Source organism: Jatrophihabitans sp. (genome assembly GCF_036388195.1).
Taxonomy (GTDB): Bacteria; Actinomycetota; Actinomycetes; order Mycobacteriales; family Jatrophihabitantaceae; genus Jatrophihabitans_A.
Map to the genome: position 1 here is coordinate 13789 of NZ_DASVSG010000054.1, position 25216 is coordinate 39004.

Sequence of the window (25216 nt, forward strand, 5' to 3'; positions counted from 1 at the left end):
TGTGACCCGTCGGCTGGAGTCGGTCAGCGAGGATGACCTGGCCCTGATCGATCCGGACCAGCTCGCCGCGCGGGCGGCAGCGCTCATTCCGACCCCGCACCCCTTCGTCCAGCTCGGGCCGTTCTACACGACCAGGTCGGTGACGAGGTGGCTCGGCATCACCCGGCAAGCGCTCGATCAGCGAGTCAGAGCTCGCAAGATGCTCGGCTGCCCGACCGCCGACGGTGGCCAGCGGGTGTACCCGGTCTGGCAGTTCACCGACGACGGCCGCCCGATCTCGCAGCTGGCGGAGGTGCTCGACACGCTGCGCCAAGCCATCGATGACCCGTGGACGTGGGCCACCTGGCTGGCCGCCCCGGTGCCCGAGTGCCTGGAGGGCATGCCCGCGTATCGATGGCTCGCCGAGGGACGGAACCCCGAACCGGTGCTCGTCGAGGCTCGCCGGACCGCCAGCCGGTTGGCGCAGTGACCGGGCGTTCACGCCGACGTCTTCAAATCCGCGCGCCGAGCGGCAGCCTTGCGGGATATCCCAGCTGGACGCTGCGCCGGACGCACACCCTGTACCGGGCGCACAAGGCGGGGGCGAACCCGTGGTGGTTCTCCAGCGACGGCAGTGGGCGCTTCGACCTGCGGCCGCCCCACGGGACCTGCTACCTCGCCTCGGGCGCCGAGGCGGCGGTGCGAGAGCGCTGGGGCCAGAGGCTGCTCGCGCTCGGCTATGTCCCGCGCCGACTCGCCGAGGACACCGAGCTGTCCCAGCTGCGGGCGGCGAAGGGCGGCCGGGTGGCTGACCTCTGCGCTGCCGACGCAGCCGGCTTCGGCCACGCGCGAGATCGGCGTCACCGGCCGGTACGACATCACCCAGGCGTGGGCGAAGGCATTCGGCCCGTCAGGGGCACAGTTGCTCGGAGTGCGATACCAGCCCCGGTTCAGCACCGATGCTCGTGGCTGGGCGCTGGGCCTGTTCCATGACGCCGGTGGGGCGAGCTGGCCGACGGACCCCCATCCGCACTCAGGCAGCACCGTGGCAGAACGGCTGGGGATCCAGGTCGCCGACCTTCCCACGCTCTCCGCGCTGAGCAACGCCCTGCTCGTGCCGCCACCACCTGCCCTGCCCTGACAGAAGCGGCGCCCCCTGATTGCCGGTGTCGGCTTCGAGGGTCAGGGCGCGACGGCAACCACCGGCGGCCCGGCCACCGGCGGCGCGACCGGCACCGGTTGCTGCGGCGGCCCCTGCCTCGGTGGGTTCGACCGGCTGAGCAGCGCCAGGAAGTCGTCGGAGGAGTCCACCCCCAGCACCTTGATGCCGCGCTTGCGCAGCTCGGTCCCGACCCGCACGACGTGCGCCTGGCCGATCTGGACGAACAGCGGCGCGCCGGCGGCGGCGATCCGGTTCACCATCGCCTGCTCGCGCAGCGGGTTGACCGCATCCAGCGCCTCCACCGGGCCTGTGACGTCATCGGTCCTGGCCGTGTCCGAGGCCAGCTTGACGATCTTGTCGCGGTCGGCGATCGGGTCCGCGCCGACCCGCTCGTTGCCCAGCACCGCGAGGAGCTTCTTGGCCAGCGCGCGGTCATCGATCAGGTCCAGCATCCGCAGCGCGCTCTCCTTCAGCAGCTTGCGGCCGGCCTTCACCTGCTTGGCGTCGGGCAGCCTGGCCGCGTCCTTCGCCAGCGCCAGCAGCGGCGCGAACGCATCGCTGGCCGGCACCACGTAGGCAAGCTCGCCGAACAGCTGGTAGCGGGTGCTGGCCTTGAGGTCCGCGCCCGACGGCGGGTTCTTCTGCCACTCCGCCGAGACCGCGCGGTACTGCATCAGGCCGCGGATGAACTCCTCCAGCTGCTCCCGGAGCACGTCCACGGCCGCGGGAACCAGCTTGACGGTGTCGAAGTACCCCATCAGTCGCTGGGCGGCGATGATCCGGGTGAGGATGTAGGCGTGCATGTCCTCCAGCGCGACCTCCGCGCCGGGCGCCGGGATGGCCGCCTTCTCGGTGGCGTCCTGGCCTTCGAAGGACTTCACCCCTTCCCGTGCCTTGCGGATGTAGGACCACCGGCCGGTACGGGCCTCCCAGGTGCCGTCGCCGTGCTGCTCGCCCAGGAGGTACACCCGCTCCTCGAGGAAGTGGATCGGGTCATCGGCGAGGTCCGGCTCCGGCGTGTCCGGCAGGTAGTACCTGTCGGCGGAGTTGATCCGGGCCCGGACCGCCTCGCCGATCGGCTGGGCGTCGGGAATCAGGTCCTCGGCGGCAAGATCGACCGGGCCGAGCACATCGCTGTGGTTGACCAGGAGCCGGTTGACCGTCGAGTCGCCTTGCAGGGTATGGGCAAGCTCGTGGGCGAGCAGGTGCTGGCCGCCGGTGGTGCCGAGGTCGGGCAGCCCGTCGCGGAAGTAGATGTCCTGGCCGACGGTGAAGGCCGAGGCCTGCATGCTCCGGTTCAGCTGGGCCGCCTTCGGGCCGGTGTGCACCCGGACCCGGCCCAGGTCGGCGCCCATCGCCTGCTGCATCACGGCGCGGTACGCGGCCGGCAGCGGCTGCCCGCTGCCGAGTGAGGAGATCTCGGCCGCCGCGCTGTCGGGCAACGGGCCGCCGGCTGCCCCGATGGTCGCGCCTGCCGTGGCGGCGCTCTCGCGCCGCGCCACCGGATCGGCCATCCGGCGCTGCAGGGTTCCCAGCACCGACGGCGGCGCCGGGTGCTGGCAGGGAGCGCCGGGCTGGTCGTGCCGGAGAGCCTGGCGCCTGAGCGCGCGGACGGCGTCGTGAGCCACCTGGTCGGCGGCGATCTCCGCGGCATCGTCGGCGGCGCCCACCTGTAATGGCGCGACCTGCGACGGCGTGAGGGCGAGGCCGGCCATCGCGCTCCGGCGGACCGGCTGACCGTCGGTGTCGCAGGCGCTCTCGGAGCCGGCGTGCGGCGTGGCCTCGCTGGATCGACGAAGCGTCTGGCCAGGGGTGTCTGCTTGAGAACGGGTGGTGCGGGGCATCGGGGGAATGCCTTCCGGAACGGCCTTGCCAGACGGGGGTCTGCCGACCATAGCAAGATCATGAAGGAATGTTAGGTTTAAGTGAAAATAAATAGGGGTCTCGTTGCCGAGACGAAGCGCCGCGTGCAGCCCGATAGCACGATCAGGACATACCTCACGTAGAGGTTGGCAACTGACGAAGGCCTGTTTAGCATCGGACCGATGGTGACCTATTCGGCCGTGGCGGGCGTATTCCTGGTGTCGTTGGCGCTGGTGATGACACCCGGTCCCAACATGATGTACCTGGTCTCGCGCAGCATCACCCAGGGCCGGCGCGCCGGAGTGATCTCGCTCGGCGGGGTGGCGGTCGGCTTCCTGGTCTACCTCACCGCCACCAACCTCGGGCTGTCGGCCATCTTCACCGAGGTGCCCGAGCTCTACCTCGCGTTGCGGATCGCCGGCGCCGGCTACCTCGGATGGCTCGCCTTCAAGACCTTGCGTCCCGGCGGCGTCGCCGTCTTCGCGCCCACCGAGATGCCGCCGGACTCATCCCGGAGGCTGTTCACCATGGGATTGATGACCAACCTGCTCAATCCCAAGATCGCGGTGCTCTACCTGTCACTGATCCCACAGTTCGTGCACCCGGACGCCGGACACGTCCTCCTGCAGGGATTCGTGCTCGGTGGCGTCCAGATCTTAGTGGCCTTGACCGGCAACCTGCTGATCCTGCTGGCGGCCGGCACCATCGCCGCGTTCTTCGCCCACCGGCCCGGTTGGCTGCGGATCCAGCGCTACCTGATGGGCAGCGTGCTCGGCGTGCTGGCGATCAAGATCGCCACCGACCAGACTCGACCGGTCTCCGGCTGAGGGTCTGGGGCGACGGGCTGGAAGGACGCGTGGAGGTTTCGTTTGTCAGAGCGTGCGAAACCGCTCCGCGTCGATGAAGAGGGCGACCAGAACCGACGGCCGGTCAGCAGTCTGGATGTTCTCGCCGAATTGCCGGGATGCAGACGAATGACTGCATGGAAGAGCGATTTCTCGTTCCTGCGATGGCTACGTGCCGGTGCGCCCTGGCGGTACGGCGGGGCGGCATTCAGCGAATCACTGTTGACTGCAACAGCGACGTCAGCGCTCGCCCAGCTGGCGGGCCAGGAAGTCCAGCACCCGCGGATAGGCGTCCAGCTGGTTGACCCGCTTGGCCAGGCCATGTCCCTCGTCGGTGTACACCAGCAGCTCGCACTCGATGCCGTTGCCGCGCACGGCGGCCACCACCTGCTCGGCCTCCGACAGCGGCACCCGGGGGTCGTTGGCGCCGTGGATCACCAGCAGCGGGGCCCGCACCCGGTCGATGCGCGGCAGCGGTGACGCCGCCTCCAGCACCGCCCGGTCCTCCGCGAGCCGGCCGTACTCCCGTTCCCGGTAGGCCCGCCGGTACGCCGAGGTGTTCTGCAGGAAGGTGACCAGCGAGGAGATGCCGACGATGTCCACGCCGGCCGCCCACAGCTCGGGATAGAAGGTCAGCCCGGCGAGCACCATGTACCCGCCGTAGGAGCCGCCGTACAGCGCGACCCGCCCGGTGTCCACGCCGAGCGTCGGCAGCCAGTCCCGCACCGCCACCAGATCGGCCACCGAGTCCAGCCGCTTCTCGACGTCATCCATCGACAGCCAGCGGCGGCCGTAGCCGGTGGAGCCCCGGACGTTCGGCAGCACCACGGTGTGGCCGGCCAGGGCCAGGGCGGCCGCGACCGGGTTCCAGTTGCGCACCGTGGCCGCCTCGGGCCCGCCGTGGATCACCAGCACGGCGGAGCCGTCCGGCGCGGGCGGTGTCATCACCAGCACCGGGATCTGCTCGCCGTCCGGCGCCGGCGCCCTCGCCGAACTCGGCTGCGCCAGCCCCTCGGTGGCCGCCACCGGGTTGCTGGTGGTCCGCCGCTCGGCATGGTCGCCACCGCGCCAGGCATAGACCTCCGGCGGCTGGACCGGCGAGCCGAACGTCAGGCCGAGCAGGTCCGAATCCGGCGCCCACACCGGGTGCGAGCGAAAGGTCAGCACGCCGGGATGGTCGAAGCCGACCCGCTGGCCGGCGCCGAGCCCGGCGCCGTCGTAGCCGTGCACGGTGAGCTCGTCGGCGCCGTCCCGGGTGCTCACCACCGCCACCCGGCGCCCGTCCGGGGCCGGCCAGCCGAACACGTCGCACCCGTCGACCCGGGCCAGCGTGGACCAGCGCCGATCGGCGAGGTCGAACCTGCGCAGCGAGACGAACTCGGACTCGGCGTCCGAGGACGCCAGCAGCCCGGTCGAGTCCGGCAGCCACTGGACCCCTGACCAGTCGCCGGGCACGGCAGCGTCGGTGATCGGGCCGACCTGCCCGGTGGCCGACTCGACCAGCAGCAGCTCCGAGGACGCCGGCACCAGAGTCAGCCGGGACAGCACCACCCAGCGGCCGTCCGGCGAGACCTGGGCGTCGGAGAACCAGCCGCCGCCGTCCCACAGCACCTGCTCCTCGCCGGTGGCCAGGGTGTGGGAGACGATGTCGAAGTCCACGCCGTTGCGGCGGTTGGTGGCATAGATCAACCGGCCGGGCTGGACGTCGAGCAGGTTGTGGATGAAGTCGGGGTTGTAGACCACCGGCTCCAGGGCAGGCAGGCCGTCCCGGCCGCCATCCAGGCGCAGCAGGGACAGCTGGGCGCGTTCGGTGCCGCCGGTGTCGGCCGACACCACGACCGCCCGCTCGCCGGGGAGATAGCGGCCGCTGCACGGCTCGCCGAGATCGGTGAGCTGGGTCCAGTCGCCGTCCGGGGAGATCTCATACAGCTGCACCGAGCCGCTGTCGTCATTGCCCACCAGCAGCCGCTGGCCGGAGTCGATGTCGAACAGGGTGCTGCGGCGCAGCTCGAGAAGCTCGACGAGCCGGTCGGTCGCTGTGGTCATTCCAGCATCGTCGCATCCGGCTGCTAGACATCACTCATGACGTTCTCGGCGCCGACGGCCACCGACCTGCCGGCCGAGGACCGGGCCCGGCTGCGCGAGCAGGCGCAAACGCAGCTGCAGGCGCTGGCCGGCCCCGCCGCCGAGCTGCGCGCCGATCAGTGGCGGGCGATCGAGGCCCTGGTGGTGGACCGGCGCCGGGCGCTGGTGGTGCAGCGCACCGGCTGGGGGAAGTCGGCCGTCTACTTCGTCGCGACCGCGCTGCTGCGCGCCCGCGGCGCCGGGCCGACCGTGATCATCTCGCCGCTGCTGGCCCTGATGCGCAACCAGATCGCCGCCGCCGAGCACGCCGGCATCCGCGCCGCGACGATCAACTCGACCAACCTGGAGGACTGGTCGGCGACCTATGCCGCGGTCAACCGGGGCGAGATCGACGTGCTGCTGCTCTCGCCGGAGCGGCTCAACAACCCGGAGTTCCGCGACCAGGTGCTGCCCCGGCTGGCAGCCACCTGCGGCCTGCTGGTGGTGGACGAGGCGCACTGCATCAGCGACTGGGGCCATGACTTCCGGCCGGACTTCCGGCGGCTGCGCACCCTGCTGCCACAGCTGCCGGACGGCATCCCGGTGCTGGCCACCACCGCGACGGCCAACAGCCGGGTGGTGGCCGACGTGACCGAGGTGCTCGGGCTGGGGTCGGCGCAGGTGCTGGTGCTGCGCGGCAGCCTGGACCGGGAGTCCCTGCAGCTGGGGGTGCTGTCGCTGCCGTCCAGCGCGCACCGGCTGGCCTGGCTGGCCGACCAGCTCGGCTCGCTCGCCGGCTCGGGGATCATCTACACCCTCACGGTGGCCGCGGCGCACGAGGTCGCCGGCTACCTTCGCGAGCGTGGCCACCCGGTGGCGGCCTACTCCGGCCAGACCGAGCAGACCGAGCGGCTGGGCGCCGAGGACGACCTGATCAACAACCGGGTCAAGGCGCTGGTGGCGACCTCGGCGCTGGGCATGGGGTTCGACAAGCCCGACCTCGGTTTCGTGATCCACTTCGGCGCGCCGGCCTCGGTGATCGCGTACTACCAGCAGGTCGGCCGGGCCGGCCGCCGGCTGGACAAGGCGCCGGTGATCCTGCTGCCGGGCGCGGAGGACCAGGCGATCTGGGACTACTTCGCCTCCGTCGGCTTCCCGGGCCCCGGCCAGGTCCGCCAGGCGCTGGAGGTGCTCGGCAGCAGCCCCGGGCCGATGAGCACCGCGGCGCTGGAGACCCGGATCGAGCTGTCCCGGGCCCGGCTGGAGATCATGCTCAAGGTGCTCGACGTCGACGGCGCGGTCCAGCGGGTCAAGGGTGGCTGGATCAGCACCGGGCAGCCCTGGCACTACGACGCCGAGCGCTACGCCAGGCTCGCCGAGGTGCGCCAGGCCGAGCAGCAGGCGATGCGGACGTACCTGCGGCTGGATTCCTGCCGGATGCGCTACCTGCGCACCCAGCTGGACGACCCGGCCACCGAGGACTGCGGCCGGTGCGACAACTGTGGCGGCCTGACGCTGACCCCCGTGGCGCCGGCGGCCGCGGTGGCCGACGCCGAGGCCAGCCTGCACCGGCCCGGTGTGGTGCTGGAGCCCCGCCGGCAGTGGCCGGCCGGGATGGCGTCGCTGGGGGTGCCGGTCCGGGGCAAGATCGCCGAGGCCGAGTCCGCGGAGCCGGGACGGGCCGTCGCCCGGTTCACCGACCTCGGCTACGGCGCCCGGATCCGGGCAGCGCTGGCCGAGAGCGCTCCGGACGGCCCGGTGCCGCCCGAGCTGATCGCGGCGAGCATCCCGGTGCTGGCCGCCTGGGGATGGCAGTCCCGGCCGGCAGCGGTGGTCCGGATCGGCTCGCTGCGCCGGCCGCTGCTGGTCGCCGACCTGGCCGGCCAGCTGAGCCGGATCGGCCGGCTGGCCGACCTCGGAGCCGTCGAGCACGTCGGCAGGTCCGCTGCCGGCCGCTCCAACAGCGCGCAGCGGCTGAAAGCCAGCTGGGACGGCTACCGGCTGCCCGACCCGGTGCGCGACCAGCTGGCCGGCGAGCACCGCGGCGCGCCGGTGCTGCTGGTGGATGACTTCTGCGACACCGGCTGGACGATCACCGTGGTGGCTCGGCTGCTGCGAGCGGCCGGCGCCGGGCCGGTGTACCCGTTCGTGCTCGGCCTGGCCGGGTGAATCGATAAGGGACCGATCGTTACGAAATTTACCTCTCGTCCGGAATCGCAGTCGCGTATAACTGGTCCTACAGGAGAAGGGGACGCGTCATGACTACGGTTCTGTTGGTCATCGCAGCGGTGCTCGTCCTGTCCGCCTTCGGTGGGCTCTACTGGTGGAGCCGCAGGTCCGAACGCGAGATCTCCTACGACAAGCCGGGCCTGTCCGAAGAGCAGGCCAACGCGCTCCGGTTCGGCATCGCCGTCAGCAGCAGCCAGGGCATGAACGGGCGCATGTAACCACCCCTCTCCACTCTGCTGGAATAGCGGGATGGAGAACGCAGTGACAGTCGCGCAGGTGCTGGTGGACGGCTACGACCGGATCCGGGAGATCGTCGCCGCTACGGTGACCGGCCTGTCGCCGGAGCAGCTGGCGTTCGCGCCGGCGCCCGGGGCGAACACGATCGGCTGGCTGATCTGGCACCTGACCCGGATCCAGGACGACCACATCGCCGGCGCGGCCGACACCGAGCAGGTCTGGACCAGCGGTGGCTGGTTCGAGCGGTTCGGGCTGGCCCTGGACGTGTCCGACACCGGTTACGGCCACCGGCCCGAGCAGGTCAGCGCCGTGCGCGTCCCCTCGGCGCAGCTGCTGCTCGACTACCACCAGGCGGTGTTCGAGCGGTCCCGGCAGTACCTGGAGGGCCTGACCGAGGTCGATCTCGCCCGGGTGGTCGACGAGTCGTGGGATCCGCCGGTGACCCTCGGCGTGCGGCTGGTGAGCGTGCTGTCCGATGACCTGCAACATGCCGGACAGGCCGGCTACCTCACGGGGCTGTTGAGTCCGACATCCTGAGGTCGCTGTCCTGCGGGCTCGCCGGCAGCCAGACCGTGAGCGTGGTCCCGACGCCCAGTTCGGACTCGATGTCCACCGCGCCGCCGTGCCGGTGCACGATCTCCTGGACGATCGCCAGCCCCAGGCCGGTACCCGGCAATGCGGCCTCGGCTGCGTTGGAAGCCCGGAAGAACCGGGTGAACAGGTTCGGCGACTCACCCGGTGGGATGCCCATGCCGGTGTCGCGGACCTCGATGAGCACGCCGTCGTCGTCGGCCGGGGACAGCGTGACCAGCACGCTGCCGCCGGGCGGGGTGAACTTCAGGGCGTTGGAGACCAGGTTGGTGAAGACCTGCTCCAGCTGCTGGGCATCTGCCTGGACGTTGAGGTCGTCCTGGGAGCCGGTGAGCTCGAGCTTGACGTCACTTGCCGAGGCCAGCGGGGCCATCGCGGTCAGCACCGTCTGCAGCAGCGGCCGCAGCTGCACGGTCGCCAGCTCCAGCCGCAGCCGGCCGGCGTCGATCCGGGACTGGGTGAGCAGGTCCTCGATCAGGTTGCGCAACCGGGTGGCGTTGCGGTCGATGATGTTCAGCATCGCGGTGGCCGGCTCCGGCAGCTGGCCGCCCTCGCCGTCCTGCAGCATCTCCAGATAACCGTTGATCGAGGTCAACGGCGTCCGCAGCTCGTGGGAGACGGTGGCGATGAAGTCCGCCTTCGCCTGGTCGAGCTCGCGCAGCAGCTGCACCGCCTGGGCCTGCCGCTCGATCACGTGCGCCTGCACCAGGCTGTGAGCCAGGTCCGCGGCCAGGTGCTGGACGATGCCGGTCTCGGTCAGCGTCCAGTGCCGGGAATGGCCGGCCATCGAGATCCACAGCAGGCCGAACGCGCTGGAGCTGTCACCGACGGGGACCAGCAGCGAGGCGCTGGCGCCGATGGACTGGGCCAGGGCGAACGCCGAGCGCCCGGCGATGGTCGGCTCGTAGGTGCGGTGGTCGTCGATGGTGATGATGTGCGCGGTCTCCCACAGCCGGCTGGCCAGCGCCTTGGTGGTCTCCAGATGCTCGGGCTCGGGCGGGGGCAACGGCCGCAGCGGCTCGCGCTGCCACTGCGCGGTCAGCTGCGGCACCCGCTCGTCGCCGTAGACCTGCAGCCAGACCCGGTCGGCCTCCATCGCATCGCCGAGCCCGCGGACCAGCAGCTCGGCCATCTGGTTGCCGTTGGTGGTGCGCCGGATGGTGGAGGCGATCAGCCTGGTGCGCTGCCGGAACACCTCGGCGTCCCGGTCGACGATGGCCTCGGCCCGGGCCCGCCGGCCCACCGCATTGACCGCCCGGGCCAGCGCCCTGACCTCCGAGGGCCCGTCCTGCTCGTTGGCGCGCGCGCCCAGATCGCCCCGGTCCAGCCGGCCGACCACCGACCGCAGCGCCCGCAACGGCCGGGTCAGCCCGGTGGCGATCCGGTAGGACAGGATCGCGGCGATCAGCACGGCCAGCGCGGTCGCGACGATCAGGATGGGGATGGCGAGGCTGCCCAGCCGCTGGGACGACTCCCGGGTCCGGCGGCGGTTGGCGTCGAGGCTGTTGCCGACCGCCTCGTCGGCCTGGCGGAAGCGGTCGAAGAGCTGCTTGGCGCTCTGCTGCTCGTACACCTCGGTGGGGTTCGGCGGCCGGCGCCGGTTCGCGATCGGGTCGGCGTAGCTGTCCAGCCACTGCTTGGCCAGCGCCCGCTCCTCGGCCAGCGCCCGATCGAGGTGGTGGTCGTCGATCGCGTGCAGGTGGTCGAGGGTGGCGTCCAGGCTCGGCAGGATCTTGCCGCGGCTGGTCAGGTAGGGCTGCAGGAAGTTGCGGTTGCCGGTGATCAGATAGCCGCGGACGGCGGTTTCGGCGTCCAGCATCAGCGTCAGCGCCTGGGCGTGCTGCTCGCCGGCCGGACCGTAGCCCTGGGCGAGGTCGGACACCTGGTCGGTGGCGACCTGGACCGCGATCACGCCGGCCGTGCCGATGCCGACCAGCAGCAGGAGCAGCATCATCACGAGCTTGCGCAGTCGGGTGCCGACCGCGTCACGCGTGTCGACGGGGACGGCGCTGTTGGTCACGCGGGCGTCCGCCCGAGCACCGCGTTGACCCGGGACACCAGGTCCCGGGGGCTGAAGGGCTTGACGATGTAGTCGGCGGCCCCCACGGCGAAGCCGGAGTTGATGTCGAACTCCTGGCTCTTGGCAGTCAGCAGGATGACCGGGATGGTGCGGGTGGCGGGGTCCTTCTGCAGCCGGGTGAGGATCTCCAGGCCGGAGATGCCGGGCATCATCACGTCCAGCAGGGCCACGTCAGGCCGGTGCTTGTGGGTGGCGGCCAGCGCCTCCGGGCCGTTGCCGTAGGACAGCACCTGGTACCCGGCGGCGGTCAACTTGGCTGTGACGAGCTCGCGGATGTCGCGGTCGTCCTCGGCGATGAGCGCGACCGGCAGCCGTTCTTCGGACGTCGGCTCGTTCGTCATGGCGGTGAGCCCTTCTGCACGGTGCTGCGACCTGATGGTTCGGCCCCCGTCTAGACCTCTTGAATCATCCCCCGGATAGCGGTGGACGCAAGCCGCAACGCAGCTGGACATGCATAGCAAATCTGTCCGGTCCACCGGAAAGGTCGATTCCGGTCGCCTGCGCGGCCCGCCGCAGCCGGTACCGGACGGTGGTGGGGTGCAGGTGCATCTGGGCCGCGACCCGGCCGACGTCGGAGCCGGCGTCGAGGTAGTTCAGCAGCGTCCAGGCGCCGTCCGGATCCGTCTCGATCAGCCAGCTGACCCGGGGATCGAGCAGATCCTGCTGGCCGGCAAGGCAATTCTCGATCGCGTTCAGAAGCAGCCGCGGGCGGACGGCGGCGAAGCTCGACACCGGCTCGGCTCCGGCGACGCCCAGCGCCCGGTCCGCGCCCTGGCGGGACCGGGCCGCGGACGACACCGAATCCACCACCGGGCCGATCGCCGCCCGGGCCGCCGGGTCCAGATGCCGGCGCGCCGCGGCCATCGCCCGGCGCAGCATGGCCGTGGCGGATGTCACTGGATCCGACGCGGCCGTCTCAGCCGTTCCGACGCCCGATATCACCGGGTTCAGGGCCGGCAGCAGCAGGTAGACCCGGCCGTCGAGCTGCTCCACCAGCGCCGCGCGCCGGTACGCGGCGGCGTGCACGGTCAGGATCGCGGCCAGCTCGTCCAGCTGCGCGCCGATGCTGGCGGCATCGCGCAGGCCCGGGCCGAGCTCGACGACGGCCACCGCGCACGGCTGCCGGGCCGCACGCCCCAGCCGGGCCTGCAGGGCCGCTGCGGGGTCGCGGCCGGCGTCCGGGCGGTTGCTCAGCAGGCCGGCCAGGACGTCCTGGGAGCCGGCCGGCCGGCGGCCCCGGGAGACCAGCTGCGCCGCGGTGATGCGAGCGGCTCCCAGCAGCGCCTGCTCGGCGTGCGGCTCGAAGTCGCCGCTGCCCTGCTGCAGCCAGATGGTGGCCAGCTGCCGGTCGCCGGCGAACACCCCGACCGCGAGCCGCCGGCGTACCCCGGACTCAGGATGCTCGGCGATCTCCACCACCTCCTCCGACGAGGCGAGCCGGTCATAGACGCCCCACTCGCGCAGCAGCGCCAGGTACTGCGCCGGGCCGCTGCGTCCCAGGATCGACAGCCGGCGCAGCTCGTCGACCTCGTCGGTGGACCGGGAGTAGGCCAGCACCCGGGACGAGGTGTCCTCGATGGTGACCAGCCCGCCGGTCAGGGTGGCGATCGTCTGCGCGAGCTCGGCCAGCTCGTCATCGGCCCGGATGGCAGGCGGGGTCAGCCGGTTGAGCAGCTGCCGGTGCAGCTCGTTCCACCCGTACCGGGCGTCCAGCCAGTCCAGCCGGACCCCCTCGGCGGCCGCCAGCCGCTCCAGCTCGGCCTGCTCGGCGGCCGGTGGGCGGCGCAGCAGCACCGCGGCGGCCCCGCCGGCCCGGGCGCTGGCGAGCAGCTCGGCGACTCCGGCCGGGCCGATGCCGAGGCCCAGCACCAGGTCGCCGGCCGCCAACGGGGCGCCAGGGTCCTGCGGGTCGGCGACCGCCACCGTGGTGGCCGCCGGGAAGCGATCCAGCAGGGCAGCAGCCATCGCACCGACGTCTGTGCTCGCTCTGGCGGAATCCATAGCGCTGATGTTATCGACTTCGAGCAGCCATAACGGCGCTCGACGGCTTACCGTGGAGGGATGGATGCCGTCACCCAGATTCCCGTTCCCCGCAACGAGCCGGTGCTGCAGTACCGGCCCGGCTCCGCCGAGCGCGCCGCCCTGACCAGCAAGCTGGCCGAGCTCGCCGCCGCGGACCCCATCGAGATCAGCTGCGTGATCGGCGGCCAGCGCCGGATGGGCAGCGGCCGCCGGGGCCAGGTCGTCCAGCCGCACCGGCATGCCCACGTGCTCGGCGAGTACGGCCATGCCGGCCAGCAGGACGCGCTGGACGCGATCGCTGCCGCCAAGGCCGCCGCGCCGGCCTGGCAGGCGCTGTCCTACGACGACCGGGCCGCGGTCTTCCTGCGGGCCGCGGACCTGCTGGCCGGGCCGTGGCGGGCCACCGTGCTCGCCGCCACCATGCTCGGGCAGTCCAAGACCGCCGTCCAGGCCGAGATCGACGCGGCCTGCGAGCTGATCGACTTCTGGCGTTTCAACGCCGCCTTCGGCGCCCAGCTGCAGCAGGAGCAGCCGATCTCCTCGCCCGGGGTCTGGAACCGGCTGGACCACCGGCCGCTGGAAGGCTTCGTCTACGCCATCACCCCGTTCAACTTCACCGCGATCGCCGCCAACCTGCCGACGGCGCCGGCCCTGATGGGCAACGTGGTGCTCTGGAAGCCGTCGGAGACCCAGCTGTTCGCGGCGCACTTCACGATGCAGCTGCTCGAGGCGGCCGGCCTGCCTCCCGGCGTGATCAACCTGCTGACCGGTGACGGGCTGGCCGTGTCGGAGGTGGTCCTGCCGCACCGGGACCTGGCCGCCATCCATTTCACCGGCTCGACGGCCACCTTCCAGCACCTGTGGAAGGAGGTCGCGAACAACATCGCCGGCTACCGGACCTACCCGCGGCTGGTCGGCGAGACCGGCGGCAAGGACTTCGTGCTGGCCCACCCGAGCGCGGACCTGGACACCCTGCGCACCGCGCTGATCCGGGGTGCCTTCGAGTACCAGGGCCAGAAGTGCTCGGCGGCCTCGCGCGCCTACCTGCCGTCCTCGCTGTGGTCGCGGCTGCGCGAGGACCTGGCGAACGAGACCGACGCGCTGGCGATGGGGGATGTCTGCGACTACGGCAACTTCCTCGGCGCGGTGATCGACCGGCGTTCCTTCGACCGGCTGGCCGCCGTCCTCGACCAGGCCAAGAACGACCCGACGCTGGAGATCATCGCCGGCGGCACGGCTGACGACAGCGAGGGCTACTTCATCCGGCCCACCCTGCTGGTCTCGAACGACCCGACGCACCAGGTGTTCTCGACCGAGTACTTCGGCCCGATCCTGGCGATCTACGTCTATGACGACAGCGCCGATCCCGAGGCCGCCTTCGACGAGATCCTGGACGTGGTGGACTCGACCGGCTCCTACGCCCTGACCGGCGCGGTCCTGGCCACCGACCGGCACGCGATCGCCAAGGCCCAGGACCGGTTGCGGTTCGCGGCCGGCAACTTCTACGTCAACGACAAGCCCACCGGCGCGGTCGTCGGGCAGCAGCCCTTCGGCGGCGCGCGGTCGTCGGGCACCAACGACAAGGCGGGCTCGGTGCTGAACCTGCAGCGCTGGGTGTCGCCGCGGGCGATCAAGGAGAGCTTCGTCGCGCCGACCTCGGTGGAGTACCCCGCCCAGGCGCCGGAACCGGCAGGGAACTAGCCGGATGGCGCTGCTGCGTGAGCCGTTGCTGGCCGCTGCCCGCTCGCCGCGGCTGCGGTCGGTCGCCGAGAAGTCCAGGCTGACCCGCCCGGTGGTCAACCGGTTCGTGGCCGGCAGCACCGAGGCCGACGCGCTGCGGGTGACCGCGGAGCTGGCCGCGGCGGGGCTGCAGGTCACCCTGGACTTCCTCGGGGAGGACACCACCTCGGCCGAGCAGGCGGAGCAGACCGTCCAGGCCTACGAGTCGGTGCTCAAGGCGCTGGCCGCCGCGGGCAGCGCCGACCGCGCCGAGGTGTCGGTCAAGCTGTCCGCGATCGGGCAGGCGCTGCCTGACGGCAACCGGATGGCCCTGGACGGCGCGCGCCGGATCTGCGAGGCGGCCGACGCGGTGGGCACCACGGTGACCATCGACATGGAGGACCACACCACCACCGACGCGACGCTGGACGTCGTCCGGCAGTTGCGGGGGGACTTTCCCTGGGTGGGCGCGGTGCTGCAGGCCTACCTGCGACGCACCGAGGATGACTGCCGGGAGTTCGCGACCCCCGGCTCCCGGATCCGGCTGTGCAAGGGCGCCTACGCCGAGCCCGAGTCGGTGGCCTTCGGAGGCGAGGAGGTCGAGGACTCCTACCGCCGGTGCCTGGGCGTGCTGTTCAGCGGCCAGGGCTATCCGATGGTGGCCAGCCACGATCCGGCGATGATCGCGGCGGCCCGCTCGCAGGTCGTGCAGCACAATCGGCCGGCCGGCAGTTATGAGTTCCAGATGCTGTACGGGATCCGGCCGGACGAGCAGCGCGCGCTGGCCGCGGCCGGCCACCGGGTGCGCGTCTACGTGCCCTACGGCGACGAGTGGTACGGCTACTTCATGCGCCGGCTCGCCGAACGGCCGGCCAACCTGGCGTTCTTCCTGCGGTCGTTGACGTCGAAGAAGTAGGCCGGCCCAGGCGGCATCGACTCAGTCGTAGATCCCCTCCAGCAGCCACTGCCCGGCGGTGAGGTCGAAGCACACCAGGTACGCCCGGCCGTTGACGTCGACCAGCTGCATCCGGGCCAGCCGGCGCGCCGACTCGGGGTCCCACCAGCGCTCGTCCACCGGCCACGGCCCGGCCCAGGCGGTGATCGGGCTGTCCGGATCGGTCGGCTGCCCGCAGCTGCCCGGCTCGGTGGCATAGCGGGCCGGCGCGCTGAGGATGGCGCCCCGATCGCTGACCAGCACCGTCCGGCCGCTGTCGTCGAGCACCCGGACCGGCTGCGGCGGATCGATGATCACCGACGGGGCAGGCGAGGGCAGCCGGCCCGGCCACGGCGCCTCGGACGGCTGCCCGCGGTCATCGCCCCACGGCACCAGCCTGGTGCGCTGAGCGGGCCCCCGTCCCTCGCCGAGCACCGGGGTCAGCACCGAGCCGTGACCCAGCAGCGTCTGCACCCGGGCCAGCGCCCGGTGGGCCCGCTCGTCCACCGCCCCGTCGCCGCCCCAGAGCGCCCGCTGGTGGGTGCCGGTGGGAACCGTCTCGACCGGGGTCAGCCGCAGCAGGCTGATCGGCCCGGACGGGGCGTTCGGCTCGCCGGCGGCCCGGTTCAGCCAGCCCTCCAGCTGCCAGCGGACCCGGTCGGTCACATCGACCGCGGTGAGCACCCCGGCGTGCCGCCAGCGGCGCACCGTCTCCTCGCCCCGGTCGGTCTGGGCCACCAGCTCGAAGCAGGTGCAGGCCAGCCCGGAATCGGCCAGCTCGCCGACGAACCGCTCGATCGCGCCGCGGGCGCTGAAGGCGATGGTGTCGACCCGGTCCAGCGGCGGTTCGAGGTCGATGCTGACCTCGAACTCCGCCGGTGGCAGCCGGCCGGCGATCGGCCGGCTGTCCAGGCCGGCGGCCTGCCGGTGTGCCCAGGCGCCGGCCGGGCCGAACCGGGTGTGCGCGTCGGCGACCGGCAGCGCGGCGAAGGCGCCCAGGGTGCGGATGCCCAGCCGGGTCAGCAGGTCCACCAGCCCCGGGTCCTCCAGGGTGCCGATCGGCAGCTGGGCGAGGAACTCCGCTGACCCGCCGGGCTCGACGATGATGCCCCGGCGCGCGGCCTGCTCGGCGGCGAAGGCCCCGTCGGCGACCCCGATCAGCACGTCCGCGGTGTGCTCGGCGATGGCCCGGGCCAGCGCGTGCAGGACGGCCGGCTCGCTGCCGAAGTATCGGGTGGCGCCCCGGACGCCGATCATGGCCAGCCCCGGCCGTCCGAGCTCCACCCCCAGCGCCACCGACTCGATCGCGGCCAGGATGGGCTCGAAGGCACGCGCCTCCGCCGCCAGGTTGCGCGGCAGGATCGCCAGGCCCGGGCAGCGCGACTGGGCCTCGCGCCGGCGCAGGCCGCGCTTGATGCCGTGCTGACGGGCGGCGTGCGAGCAGGCGACCACCCGGTTGGCGGTGAGCACCGCGATCGGCTCGGTATCGGCCAGCCCGGTCTCTGCCCGGGCGACGGTGACCGGCCAGTCCGGGCACCAGACCGCGGCCATCCGGGGCGGCCCGGGAGTGGCCGGACGGCTGCTGCCGGCGGCCACCTGGGTCACAGCCACAGCTCGGCGCTGCGCGGCCGGGCGGATCGGCCCTTGCCGGTCGCTGAGACCAGCAGCTGGCGTTGCTTGAGCCGTCCGTAGCCGTGGCCGATCCCGGTCCAGCGGCCGTGCTCGGCCGACAGCCGCACATCCACAGCCGGCCAGGACCCGGCGTGCTGGCCGAACAGCACCAGAACGGCGTCCTTGCCGCGGGCCCGGGCGCTCAACCGGCGAGCCTCGCCATCGGTCGCCGCGGCTGCCCTGAGGCCCGTGCCGCTGCCCGGCCGGGCGACCACCACGTCCACGGCGTCCAGCAGGGCGCCGACAGCGGTGGTCCAGGACGTGCCGGTCCAGCCGGTCCTCGCTGCTGCGTCGCCGCGGTACTCCCCGATGGACGGCGGCGGGCTGACGATGGCCAGCCGTTCGAGCTCGATCCCGGCCTCGGCCGCGGCCTCGGCGCTGATGGCGGGCATGCCGACCATCGCGATCCAGGCGCCGCGCGCGGAGGCGGCGCCGAGCAGGGTGAGCAGCAGCGACACCGAGGACGTGACCGAGATGGTGCTGCCGCGGCGCAGCCCCTCGGGCAGCACGCCGGCCAGCGAGTCCGGCACCGGCAACGGCGGCCGGCTGGACGGGGGCAGGGTGCTGATCGCGCCGGCCGGCTGGCCGCCGATCTCGGCTCGCAGGGACGGCCGGCGCAGCGGGCCGGGCGCCGGGGTGCTGAACGGATCCGGTTCGGCTACCGCGTAGGCGCCATCGCTGTCGTCGAACCGAGCGGCCTCGGCGTCGTAGGCGACATCGTCGTAGGAGAGAGCGAGCTCCGCCGCCGAGAGGTGCTGGAACGCGGCGGCAGTCACTCCTCTATGGTCGAACATATGTTCGAACAGGTCAAGGAAAAATTAGACAGTCCGTCTAGATCAGTGGACAACCGCTGCGAGGTGCCGGCCCTATGGGGGAACAGCTATCTGTCCGTTAAAGCGGCTTTCGGACAGGTAGCTGGAACCATCGAACCGATTAGCGGACTGAGCGCATCCCGCACAGTGCCTAGTCAAGCGTCTATCCCGCCGAGCAACCTGATACGCACCTCGGCAAAGGCCTGACCCGCCCAGCCGCGGCCCTCTCAGCTGGCGCGGAGCACCGTCTCGGAGTCGGGATCGGAATCCTCGTCCGGGTCGTCGGGATCCGTGGGGTCCAGGTCGGGCAGGCCGGCGGCCACCCGGTCCGGGTGCCGGAACACGAACCGCTTGTATGCCCAGAACCGGAAGATCGTACCCAGGCCGATGGTGAACAGGTTCACCACGTTCATCACCAGCACGTCGTGCTTGAAGTGCAGCGGGTAGGAGAAGATCCCGATGATGACCAGCGCGACCAGCAGGGCGATCAGGTTGATCAGGAAGAAGTAGCCGGCTTCGCGAGCCAGCTTGCTCCGGGCCCGGTGGGAGAACGAGAGATTGCGGTTGCCGACGTAGGTGACCCCGGTGGCGACGGTCGTCGAGATCGACTTCGCCACGATCTGGCCGTGGTCGAAGAAGAGGTTGAACAGGACCAGGTCGACGATGAACCCGACCGCTCCCACCACCCCGAAAGCGGCGATCTCCTTGACCAGGATTCGCCAGGAACCCCGGATGTGGTCGATGAGTGAGGAAGGCATCACCTCCCAGTGTACGGGCGGTCAAGCCGTCGACAGCCCTCCGGCCAGCCGGTCAGCAGCTCAGCCGGACCCGGCCACGCACCACCTGGTCCAGCAGGTCCGACCCGCCACGCCAGGCTGCCGGCTCGAAGTCCGGCAGCACGGTGCTCAGCACGAACTGGGCGGACAGCTCGTGCCAGAGCTGGGCCCGGCGCAGCATCGCGTGGCCCTCGCCGTAGATGGACACCAGGCTCACCGCGCCCCCCGCGGCCTCCAGCCGGCCGGCGAAGGCCTCGGTGCCGGCCGGTGAGGTCATCCGGTCCGCGCTGCCGTGCATCAGCAACACCCGCCGCCCGGCCAGCTGGTCGACCGGTTCGCGGCCGGGCAGCCAGGGGGCCAGGGCGGCGATGCCGCGGACCTGCGGATGGCCGCCGACCCGCAGCGCCGTCCGGCCGCCCATCGAGTGCCCGACCAGGCCGATCGGCAGGTCCGCGAAGCGCTCGGCCAGCTGCCGCAGCGCCCACTCGGCGTCGGCCACCGGGGCCGGGCTGCCCAGGGAGGCGTTCCAGCCGCGGCTGGCATAGCGCAGCCGGGCGACCGCCACCCGGCCACGGCCGCGCCGGGCGATCCGGCGGGCGAACGGGAGCATCCGCAACACCGCGACCTGGCGGGCCCGCACCGGGTCGGTGCTCAACTCCCGCCCACCGTGCAGCACCAGGACCACGGCCTCAGCGCGCCGCCGTCCGGGCTCCACGGTCAGGTGCGGCTCGGACGTGATCATGGCTGCCACCGTACCCAGCGGAGTGTCCGGTCGCCGATGCGGAAGCGTCCGGCCCGACCGGCGGCCGGTGGCCGGTTCGCGAGGCGCTAGATTCCACGACTGTGGACAGCCGAACCGGACTGCCGGTCGTGGGCATGGTGGGCGCGGGCCAGCTCGCCAGGATGACCCACCAGGCCGCCATCGCCCTGGGCCAGTCGCTGCGGCTGCTGGCCGAGTCCGCCGAGGACGGCGCGGCGATGGTGGCCAGTGACGTCCAGGTGGGGGACTACCGGTCGCTGGCGGACCTGCGCCGGTTCGCCGCCGGCTGCGACGTGCTGACCTTCGACCACGAGCACGTGCCGGGCGAGCACCTGCAGGCGCTGGCCGCCGACGGGGTGCTGATGCTGCCCTCGGCGCAGGCGCTGCGGTTCGCCCAGAACAAGGCCGAGATGCGCCGCCGGCTGGCCGGCCTGGGCGTCGCCGCGCCCGCCTGGCGGGACCTGTCGGTCGAGGCCGATCCACGCGCCGCGCTCGAGGACTTCGGCGCGGCGGCCGGCTGGCCGGTGGTGCTCAAGGCGATCTCCGGCGGCTACGACGGCAAGGGGGTCTGGGTCGTCGACTCGATCGAGGGCGCCGATCGGCTGCTGGCGGCCGGCACGCCGCTGCTGGCCGAGGCGAAGGTCGACCTGGACTTCGAGATCGCGGCGGTGGTGGCCCGCTCGCCGTTCGGCCAGGGCGCGGCCTGGACGGTCGTCGAGACCGTCCAGCAGGACGGGATCTGCACCGAGGTGATCGCGCCGGCGCCGCGGTTGAGCGTCGAGCAGGCCGAGCTCGCCCAGCAGCTCGCGCTGCGGATCGCCGCCGAGCTCGACGTGGTGGGAGTGCTGGCGGTGGAGCTGTTCGTCGACCGGGCCGGCGCCCTGCTGGTCAACGAGCTGGCGATGCGGCCGCACAACTCCGGGCACTGGACGATCGAGGGGGCGCGGACCTCGCAGTTCGAGCAGCACCTGCGCGCGGTGCTGGACTACCCGCTGGGCGTGACCGCGCAAGCCGCGCCGGTGGTCGTGATGGCCAACGTCCTGGGCGGCCCGGACGACACCGAGCCGGCCCTGGACGAGCGGGTGCACCATCTGATGGCCACGTGGCCGGACGTCAAGATCCACCTGTACGGCAAGGGCTTCCGGCCCGGACGCAAGGTGGGCCACGTGACCGCGCTGGGCGATGACCTGGAGTTGGTGCGCGGCCGGGCCCGGGCGGCGGCGGACTACCTGTCCCTGGGACAGCGAGCGAAGGTGGATGCGCATGAGTGACCAGGCACCGTCCGATGTCACAGCCGGCCGGCAACCGCAGGTCGGGGTGATCATGGGCAGCGACTCGGACTTCGGCGTGCTGGCCGCGGCCGGGGAGGCGCTGGCCGAGTTCGGGGTGCCGTTCGAGGTGCGGGTGGTCTCGGCCCACCGGACGCCCGAGGCGATGTTCGACTACGCCCGGTCGGCGGCCGGCCGCGGCCTGCGGGTGATCATCGCCGGAGCCGGCGGCGCCGCCCACCTGCCCGGCATGGTGGCCTCGCTGACGCCGCTGCCGGTGATCGGGGTGCCGGTGCCGTTGACCTACCTGGACGGCATGGACTCGCTGCTGTCGATCGTCCAGATGCCGGCCGGCGTGCCGGTCGCCACCGTCTCGATCGGCGGCGCGCGCAACGCCGGGCTGCTCGCGGTCCGGATGCTGGGCGCCTCCGACGAGCGGTTGCGCGGCCGGATCGAGGCGTTCCAGGGCGAGCTCGCCCAGACCGCGGTCGACAAGGATCGGGCGCTGGCTGAACGGGTCCGTACGCTCGGTTGGTGAGCAACGCGCAGGCAGCGACGGCGGTCCGGCGCCGGCGGTTCGCTGCCGGGCGCCGCTGGTTCGCTGGCGGCCGCCGGTGGTGGGCCACCCGCCGCGCCAAGCAAATCGCCGCCGCGACGCTCGCGGCGCTGCTGGTGATCGTGGTGCTGGCGGTGCTCAACCGGGAGCCGGCGCTGCGGGTGTCGGCACACTCGGTCGCCGGCACTCCGGAGCCGGACGGCCGGCCGGTGCGGCTGGACAGCTCGCTCTACCTGCCCGAGCGCACCCCGGCCCCGGCGATCCTGCTGGCCCACGGCTTCGGCGGTTCCAAGGCCGGCCTGGACGGCCAGGCCCGGACGCTGGCCCGCGCGGGATACGTGGTGCTGGCCTACACGGCACGGGGCTTCGGCGGCTCCGGTGGCCTGATCCACCTGGACTCGGTCCGGTACGAGGTGGCCGACGGCGCCCGGCTGCTGGACTTCCTGCAGGCCCGTCCGGAGGTGCAGCGCGCGGCTGACCGGCCGGTGGTCGGGGTCGCCGGGTCGTCCTACGGCGGCGCGCTGGCCCTGATGCTCGGGGCGACCGATCGCCGGATCTCCGCGGTGGCGGCCGACATCACCTGGAACGACCTGGCCAGGTCGCTGTTCCCCAACGGCGTCACCGGCGCCGACCAGCGGGGCGGGGTTTTCAAGAAGCTGTGGGCCGGCTATCTGTTCGCCAGCGGCTTCGGCCCTGCGGGCAGCGGCGCCGGTGGCGTTCCCGGCAGCGGTCCGGACGGCAGTTCCAGCGGCCCGGACGGCAGTTCCAGTGCCCCGGACGGCAGTTCCAGCGATCCGGACGGCAGCGCGGGCGCCCCCGGCAGCGGCCCGGCGCCTCGAACGGGGTCCAGCAGCGGCCCGGCGCCTCGAACGGGGTCCAGCAGCTGCGGCAGGTTCGCCGTCGAGATCTGCGCCAGCTACCAGCAGGCGGTCGCCGGCGCCCCCGATCTGCGGCTGGCCACCCTGCTGCGCGAGTCCAGCCCGGCGGCAGTCCTGGACGGGATGCGGGCTCCGACCCTGCTGACCCAGGGCGAGCAGGATTCGCTGTTCCCGCTCAGCGAGGCCGACGCCAACGCCCGCCAGATCTCGGCGGCCGGCGCCCAGGTGCAGGTCCGCTGGCGGGCCGGCGGCCACGACGCTCCCGGCGCTGACGACGATGTGACCGGCGTCCAGAGGCGATTCTTCGACCAGCACCTGGGCGGCAAGGACGGCCCTCGCGCCGGCTTCCTGCTCGCCCAGCCCGGCGCCGGGATCTCGGCCACCAGCGGACGCACCGTCGACACCACCCAGCGGGCCGCCGGCTATCCGGGCCTGCCGGGGCAACCGGGCTTCGCCAGCCGGCCGGTCGTGCTGCGCGGCGCCCCGCAGCGGATCAGCGCGCCGGCCGGCGGCACTCCGGCAGCCGTGTCCACCATCCCGGGCCTCGGCGATCTGGTCGGCGGGGCGGCGGGGCTGGGGCTCGGCGGCGCGGCGGGACTGTCCCGGCTGCCCGGCCAGAGCGCGGTGTTCAGCTCCGACCCGGTAGCCGAGCCGGTGCGGGTGATCGGCTCGTCCGAGGTCAGGCTCACGGTGACGCTGGGCAGGACCGGGACGAGCACCCTGTTCCTGTCGCTGCACGACCTCGGCCCGGACGGCTCGGACACCCTGCCGGCCCGCCTGGTGTCACCGGTCCGGCTGACCGGAGCGCCCGGGCAGGTGCGGCAGGTGGTGGCCCGGCTGCCGTGGATCGTCGCCGAGGTGCCGGCCGGGCACCGGCTCGCGGTCGAGGTCAGCACCACCGATTTCGGCTACCAATTGCCCACCGAGGCCGACACCTACACCGTCGCCCTCGGCGAGAGCTTCGCCCCGTCCGGCGCCACCCTGAGCGTGGCGTCGGTGCCGGTCACCGAGGTCCGTACCGGCGGCGCGCGCAGTTGGCTGATCGTGGCGGCGCTGGTGCTGCTGCTGTGCCTGGCCTACGGCTGGTGGCGGTTGCGGTCCCGACGGCCCGGCGCCCCGGACCCGGCGCTCGCGCAGACGCCGATCGTGGTGGAGGACCTGGCGAAGGTCTACGCCGACGGGTACCGCGCCGTGGACGGGGTGAGCTTCCGGGTCGAGCGCGGTCAGGTACTGGGGTTGCTCGGCCCGAACGGCGCCGGCAAGACCACCACGCTGCGGGTGCTGATGGGGCTGATCCTGCCCACCTCCGGGTCGATCCGGGTGTTCGGCCACGAGGTGAGGCCCGGTGCGCAGGTGCTGTCCAGGCTGGGAGCGTTCGTCGAGGGGCCGGGATTCCTGCCGCACCTGAGCGGCCGGGAGAACCTGCGGCTGTTCTGGGCCGCGTCCGGCCGGCCGGTCGAGCAGGCCGAGCTCGAGACGGTGCTCGAGATCGCCGGGCTGGGGGAGTCGCTGGAGCGCCGGGTGAAGACGTACAGCCATGGCATGCAGCAGCGGCTGGCGATCGCCCAGGCGATGCTGGGGCTGCCCGACGTGCTGGTGCTGGACGAGCCGACCAACGGGCTGGATCCGCCGCAGATCGCTGAGATGCGGGTGGTGCTGGACCGCTATGCCGCGACCGGACGGACCGTCATCGTGTCCTCGCACCTGCTGGCCGAGGTCGAGCAGACCTGCAGCCATGTGGTGGTGATGCACCGCGGGCGGTTGGTGGCGGCCGGGTCGGTCGCCGAGGTGGCCGGCACCGGCTCCACCCAGCTGGCCGTCGGCGATGTGGACCTGGCGCGCCAGGTGCTGGCCGCAGCGGGCGTCCCGGCCCGGGCGGTGCCGGCCAGGCGAGCGCTGGAAGACGTCTTCCTGGACCTGATCGGAGAGCGCGTTGACTAGCGGCGCAGACACCCCGGACGCCGGCGCTGTTCGATCCGGCACCGGCGCCCCGGACACCGGCGCCCCCGAAGCCGGCGGCGTGCCGGCGACCCGGCGCGGCGTCCACTCCCGGCTCGCCCAGTTGCCTCCGCTGCCGGCCGATCAATCCGGGTCCGGAGCCGCCTTCGACAGCCGGCGCACCCTGCCGCTGCGGGTCGAGTTCGCCCGCCAGCTCACCCGCCGGCGCACCCAGCTGGTGGGGCTGTTCCTGCTGGCGTTGCCGATCATCATGGCGCTGGCCTTCAAGATCGGCGGGTCCGGCAGCTCCAACCGGAACCGGCCGGCGCTGGTCGACCTCGCGACCGCGGGGGCGGGCAACTTCGCGCTGTTCACCGAGTTCGCCGCGGTCGGCTTCCTGCTGGTGGTGATCGTGGCGATGTTCTGCGGTGACACGATCGCCAGCGAGGCGAGCTGGTCGTCACTGCGGTACCTGCTGGCGATTCCGATCCCGCGGGCGCGGCTGCTGCGCCAGAAGCTGCTGGTGGCGCTGACCTTCTCGTTCGGGGTGAACCTGCTGCTGCCGGCCTGGGCGTACCTGGTCGGTGGGGTGTTCTTCGGCTGGGATCCGGCCAGGTCGCCGTTCGGAGGCAGCTTCTCCTACGCAGAGACCCTGCAGCGGATGCTGATCGTCGCGCTGTACGCGGCTGGCCAGGCGCTGCTGGTGGCAGCGCTGGCCTTCCTGCTGAGCGTGCTGACCGACGCGCCGCTGGCCGCCGTCGGGGGCGCGACCTTCCTGGTGGTGGTGTCCAACATCCTGGACTCGATCACCGCGCTGGATCCCTACCGGGTG

The 25216-nt window shown here is 72.5% G+C and carries 21 protein-coding genes; 12 read left to right on the forward strand and 9 right to left on the reverse strand.

Annotated features, from left to right (window positions below):
• Position 1 precedes the first annotated feature (1 nt).
• Together VF612_RS05215 and VF612_RS05220 are read left to right on the forward strand one after the other, a co-directional pair.
• Positions 2 to 469, forward strand: coding sequence for a hypothetical protein (locus VF612_RS05215; RefSeq protein ID WP_408658789.1), 468 nt, complete (start codon positions 2 to 4; stop codon positions 467 to 469).
• A gap of 441 nt (positions 470 to 910) precedes the next feature.
• Complete coding sequence (locus VF612_RS05220; protein ID WP_408658790.1) at positions 911 to 1120, forward strand: hypothetical protein; 210 nt, start codon at positions 911 to 913, stop codon at positions 1118 to 1120.
• Positions 1121 to 1161: 41 nt separating this feature from the next.
• On the opposite strand, the gene VF612_RS05225 is transcribed toward VF612_RS05220, so the two are convergent.
• On the reverse strand, positions 1162 to 2985 hold the full coding sequence (locus tag VF612_RS05225; protein WP_408658791.1) for a DUF4157 domain-containing protein: 1824 nt from the start codon (positions 2983 to 2985) through the stop codon (positions 1162 to 1164).
• A gap of 201 nt (positions 2986 to 3186) precedes the next feature.
• Between VF612_RS05225 and VF612_RS05230 the strand changes: the two genes are divergently transcribed.
• Positions 3187 to 3831, forward strand: coding sequence for a LysE family translocator (locus VF612_RS05230; RefSeq protein ID WP_408658792.1), 645 nt, complete (start codon positions 3187 to 3189; stop codon positions 3829 to 3831).
• A gap of 258 nt (positions 3832 to 4089) precedes the next feature.
• Here VF612_RS05230 and VF612_RS05235 read toward each other — a convergent pair whose 3' ends face one another.
• Positions 4090 to 5895: a S9 family peptidase gene (locus VF612_RS05235; RefSeq protein ID WP_408658793.1), complete on the reverse strand. Its 1806-nt coding sequence runs from the start codon at positions 5893 to 5895 to the stop codon at positions 4090 to 4092.
• A 36-nt stretch (positions 5896 to 5931) separates the two neighbouring features.
• On the opposite strand from VF612_RS05235, the gene VF612_RS05240 reads away from it, so the two are divergent.
• The 3 genes from VF612_RS05240 to VF612_RS05250 all read left to right on the forward strand — a co-directional run bounded on the left by VF612_RS05240 (position 5932) and on the right by VF612_RS05250 (position 8916).
• On the forward strand, positions 5932 to 8082 hold the full coding sequence (locus VF612_RS05240) for a RecQ family ATP-dependent DNA helicase (protein WP_408658794.1): 2151 nt from the start codon (positions 5932 to 5934) through the stop codon (positions 8080 to 8082).
• Positions 8083 to 8171: 89 nt separating this feature from the next.
• Entirely contained in the window at positions 8172 to 8360 is a 189-nt protein-coding gene (locus tag VF612_RS05245) for a hypothetical protein (RefSeq protein ID WP_408658795.1), read from the forward strand.
• Positions 8361 to 8403: 43 nt separating this feature from the next.
• Positions 8404 to 8916, forward strand: coding sequence for a mycothiol transferase (locus VF612_RS05250; protein WP_408658796.1), 513 nt, complete (start codon positions 8404 to 8406; stop codon positions 8914 to 8916).
• On the opposite strand, the gene VF612_RS05255 is transcribed toward VF612_RS05250, so the two are convergent.
• The 3 genes from VF612_RS05255 to VF612_RS05265 form a co-directional block, all read right to left on the reverse strand.
• Positions 8888 to 10990: an ATP-binding protein gene (locus VF612_RS05255; RefSeq protein ID WP_408658797.1), complete on the reverse strand. Its 2103-nt coding sequence runs from the start codon at positions 10988 to 10990 to the stop codon at positions 8888 to 8890. The two genes, VF612_RS05250 and VF612_RS05255, sit on opposite strands and share 29 nt — an antisense overlap.
• On the reverse strand, positions 10987 to 11391 hold the full coding sequence (locus tag VF612_RS05260) for a response regulator transcription factor (protein WP_408658798.1): 405 nt from the start codon (positions 11389 to 11391) through the stop codon (positions 10987 to 10989). Before VF612_RS05260 ends, VF612_RS05255 begins: the two co-directional genes overlap by 4 nt.
• 64 nt (positions 11392 to 11455) lie before the next feature.
• On the reverse strand, positions 11456 to 13051 hold the full coding sequence (locus tag VF612_RS05265; RefSeq protein ID WP_408658799.1) for a PucR family transcriptional regulator: 1596 nt from the start codon (positions 13049 to 13051) through the stop codon (positions 11456 to 11458).
• Between the two features lie 60 nt (positions 13052 to 13111).
• Here VF612_RS05265 and pruA point away from each other — a divergent pair, with 60 nt between their 5' ends.
• Positions 13112 to 14773: an L-glutamate gamma-semialdehyde dehydrogenase gene (gene pruA, locus VF612_RS05270; RefSeq protein WP_408658800.1), complete on the forward strand. Its 1662-nt coding sequence runs from the start codon at positions 13112 to 13114 to the stop codon at positions 14771 to 14773.
• 10 nt (positions 14774 to 14783) lie between these two features.
• Positions 14784 to 15707 (forward strand): proline dehydrogenase family protein, encoded by a 924-nt coding sequence (locus VF612_RS05275; RefSeq protein ID WP_408658808.1) that lies wholly within the window; start codon positions 14784 to 14786, stop codon positions 15705 to 15707.
• 21 nt (positions 15708 to 15728) lie between these two features.
• On the opposite strand, the gene VF612_RS05280 is transcribed toward VF612_RS05275, so the two are convergent.
• The 4 genes from VF612_RS05280 to VF612_RS05295 all read right to left on the reverse strand — a co-directional run bounded on the left by VF612_RS05280 (position 15729) and on the right by VF612_RS05295 (position 19726).
• The gene (locus VF612_RS05280) at positions 15729 to 17276 is read right to left on the reverse strand and encodes a DNA polymerase Y family protein (RefSeq protein WP_408658809.1); all 1548 of its coding nucleotides are present in this window, start codon (positions 17274 to 17276) and stop codon (positions 15729 to 15731) included.
• 50 nt (positions 17277 to 17326) lie between these two features.
• Positions 17327 to 18172, reverse strand: coding sequence for a hypothetical protein (locus VF612_RS05285; protein ID WP_408658801.1), 846 nt, complete (start codon positions 18170 to 18172; stop codon positions 17327 to 17329).
• Between the two features lie 263 nt (positions 18173 to 18435).
• Positions 18436 to 18966 carry a GtrA family protein gene (locus VF612_RS05290; RefSeq protein ID WP_408658802.1) on the reverse strand — a complete coding sequence of 177 codons (531 nt, stop codon included), beginning with the start codon at positions 18964 to 18966 and terminating at the stop codon, positions 18436 to 18438.
• A 52-nt stretch (positions 18967 to 19018) separates the two neighbouring features.
• Positions 19019 to 19726, reverse strand: a complete 708-nt coding sequence (locus VF612_RS05295; protein ID WP_408658803.1) for a dienelactone hydrolase family protein — start codon at positions 19724 to 19726, stop codon at positions 19019 to 19021.
• Between the two features lie 101 nt (positions 19727 to 19827).
• Here VF612_RS05295 and VF612_RS05300 point away from each other — a divergent pair, with 101 nt between their 5' ends.
• The 4 genes from VF612_RS05300 to VF612_RS05315 form a co-directional block, all read left to right on the forward strand.
• Positions 19828 to 21015, forward strand: a complete 1188-nt coding sequence (locus tag VF612_RS05300; RefSeq protein ID WP_408658804.1) for a 5-(carboxyamino)imidazole ribonucleotide synthase — start codon at positions 19828 to 19830, stop codon at positions 21013 to 21015.
• On the forward strand, positions 21008 to 21550 hold the full coding sequence (gene purE, locus VF612_RS05305) for a 5-(carboxyamino)imidazole ribonucleotide mutase (protein WP_408658805.1): 543 nt from the start codon (positions 21008 to 21010) through the stop codon (positions 21548 to 21550). Before VF612_RS05300 ends, purE begins: the two co-directional genes overlap by 8 nt.
• A complete protein-coding gene (locus VF612_RS05310; protein ID WP_408658806.1) occupies positions 21547 to 24387 on the forward strand; it encodes an alpha/beta fold hydrolase in 2841 nt (946 codons plus the stop codon). Before purE ends, VF612_RS05310 begins: the two co-directional genes overlap by 4 nt.
• Positions 24380 to 25216 (forward strand): ABC transporter permease (locus tag VF612_RS05315; protein WP_408658807.1); only part of this gene is annotated, 837 nt, incomplete at its 3' end. The genes VF612_RS05310 and VF612_RS05315, both read left to right, overlap by 8 nt.

Bases quoted from the DNA above. Each gene is read 5' to 3' on its own strand.
- VF612_RS05225 (WP_408658791.1), bottom strand. From the start codon at position 2,985: ATGCCCCGCACCACCCGTTCTCAAGCAGACACCCCTGGCCAGACGCTT.
- VF612_RS05295 (WP_408658803.1), bottom strand. From the start codon at position 19,726: ATGATCACGTCCGAGCCGCACCTGACCGTGGAGCCCGGACGGCGGCGC.
- VF612_RS05290 (WP_408658802.1), bottom strand. From the start codon at position 18,966: ATGCCTTCCTCACTCATCGACCACATCCGGGGTTCCTGGCGAATCCTG.
- VF612_RS05245 (WP_408658795.1), top strand. From the start codon at position 8,172: ATGACTACGGTTCTGTTGGTCATCGCAGCGGTGCTCGTCCTGTCCGCC.
- purE (WP_408658805.1), top strand. From the start codon at position 21,008: ATGAGTGACCAGGCACCGTCCGATGTCACAGCCGGCCGGCAACCGCAG.
- pruA (WP_408658800.1), top strand. From the start codon at position 13,112: ATGGATGCCGTCACCCAGATTCCCGTTCCCCGCAACGAGCCGGTGCTG.
- VF612_RS05240 (WP_408658794.1), top strand. From the start codon at position 5,932: ATGACGTTCTCGGCGCCGACGGCCACCGACCTGCCGGCCGAGGACCGG.
- VF612_RS05280 (WP_408658809.1), bottom strand. From the start codon at position 17,276: ATGGCCGCGGTCTGGTGCCCGGACTGGCCGGTCACCGTCGCCCGGGCA.
- VF612_RS05260 (WP_408658798.1), bottom strand. From the start codon at position 11,391: ATGACGAACGAGCCGACGTCCGAAGAACGGCTGCCGGTCGCGCTCATC.
- VF612_RS05265 (WP_408658799.1), bottom strand. From the start codon at position 13,051: ATGGATTCCGCCAGAGCGAGCACAGACGTCGGTGCGATGGCTGCTGCC.
- VF612_RS05235 (WP_408658793.1), bottom strand. From the start codon at position 5,895: ATGACCACAGCGACCGACCGGCTCGTCGAGCTTCTCGAGCTGCGCCGC.
- VF612_RS05230 (WP_408658792.1), top strand. From the start codon at position 3,187: ATGGTGACCTATTCGGCCGTGGCGGGCGTATTCCTGGTGTCGTTGGCG.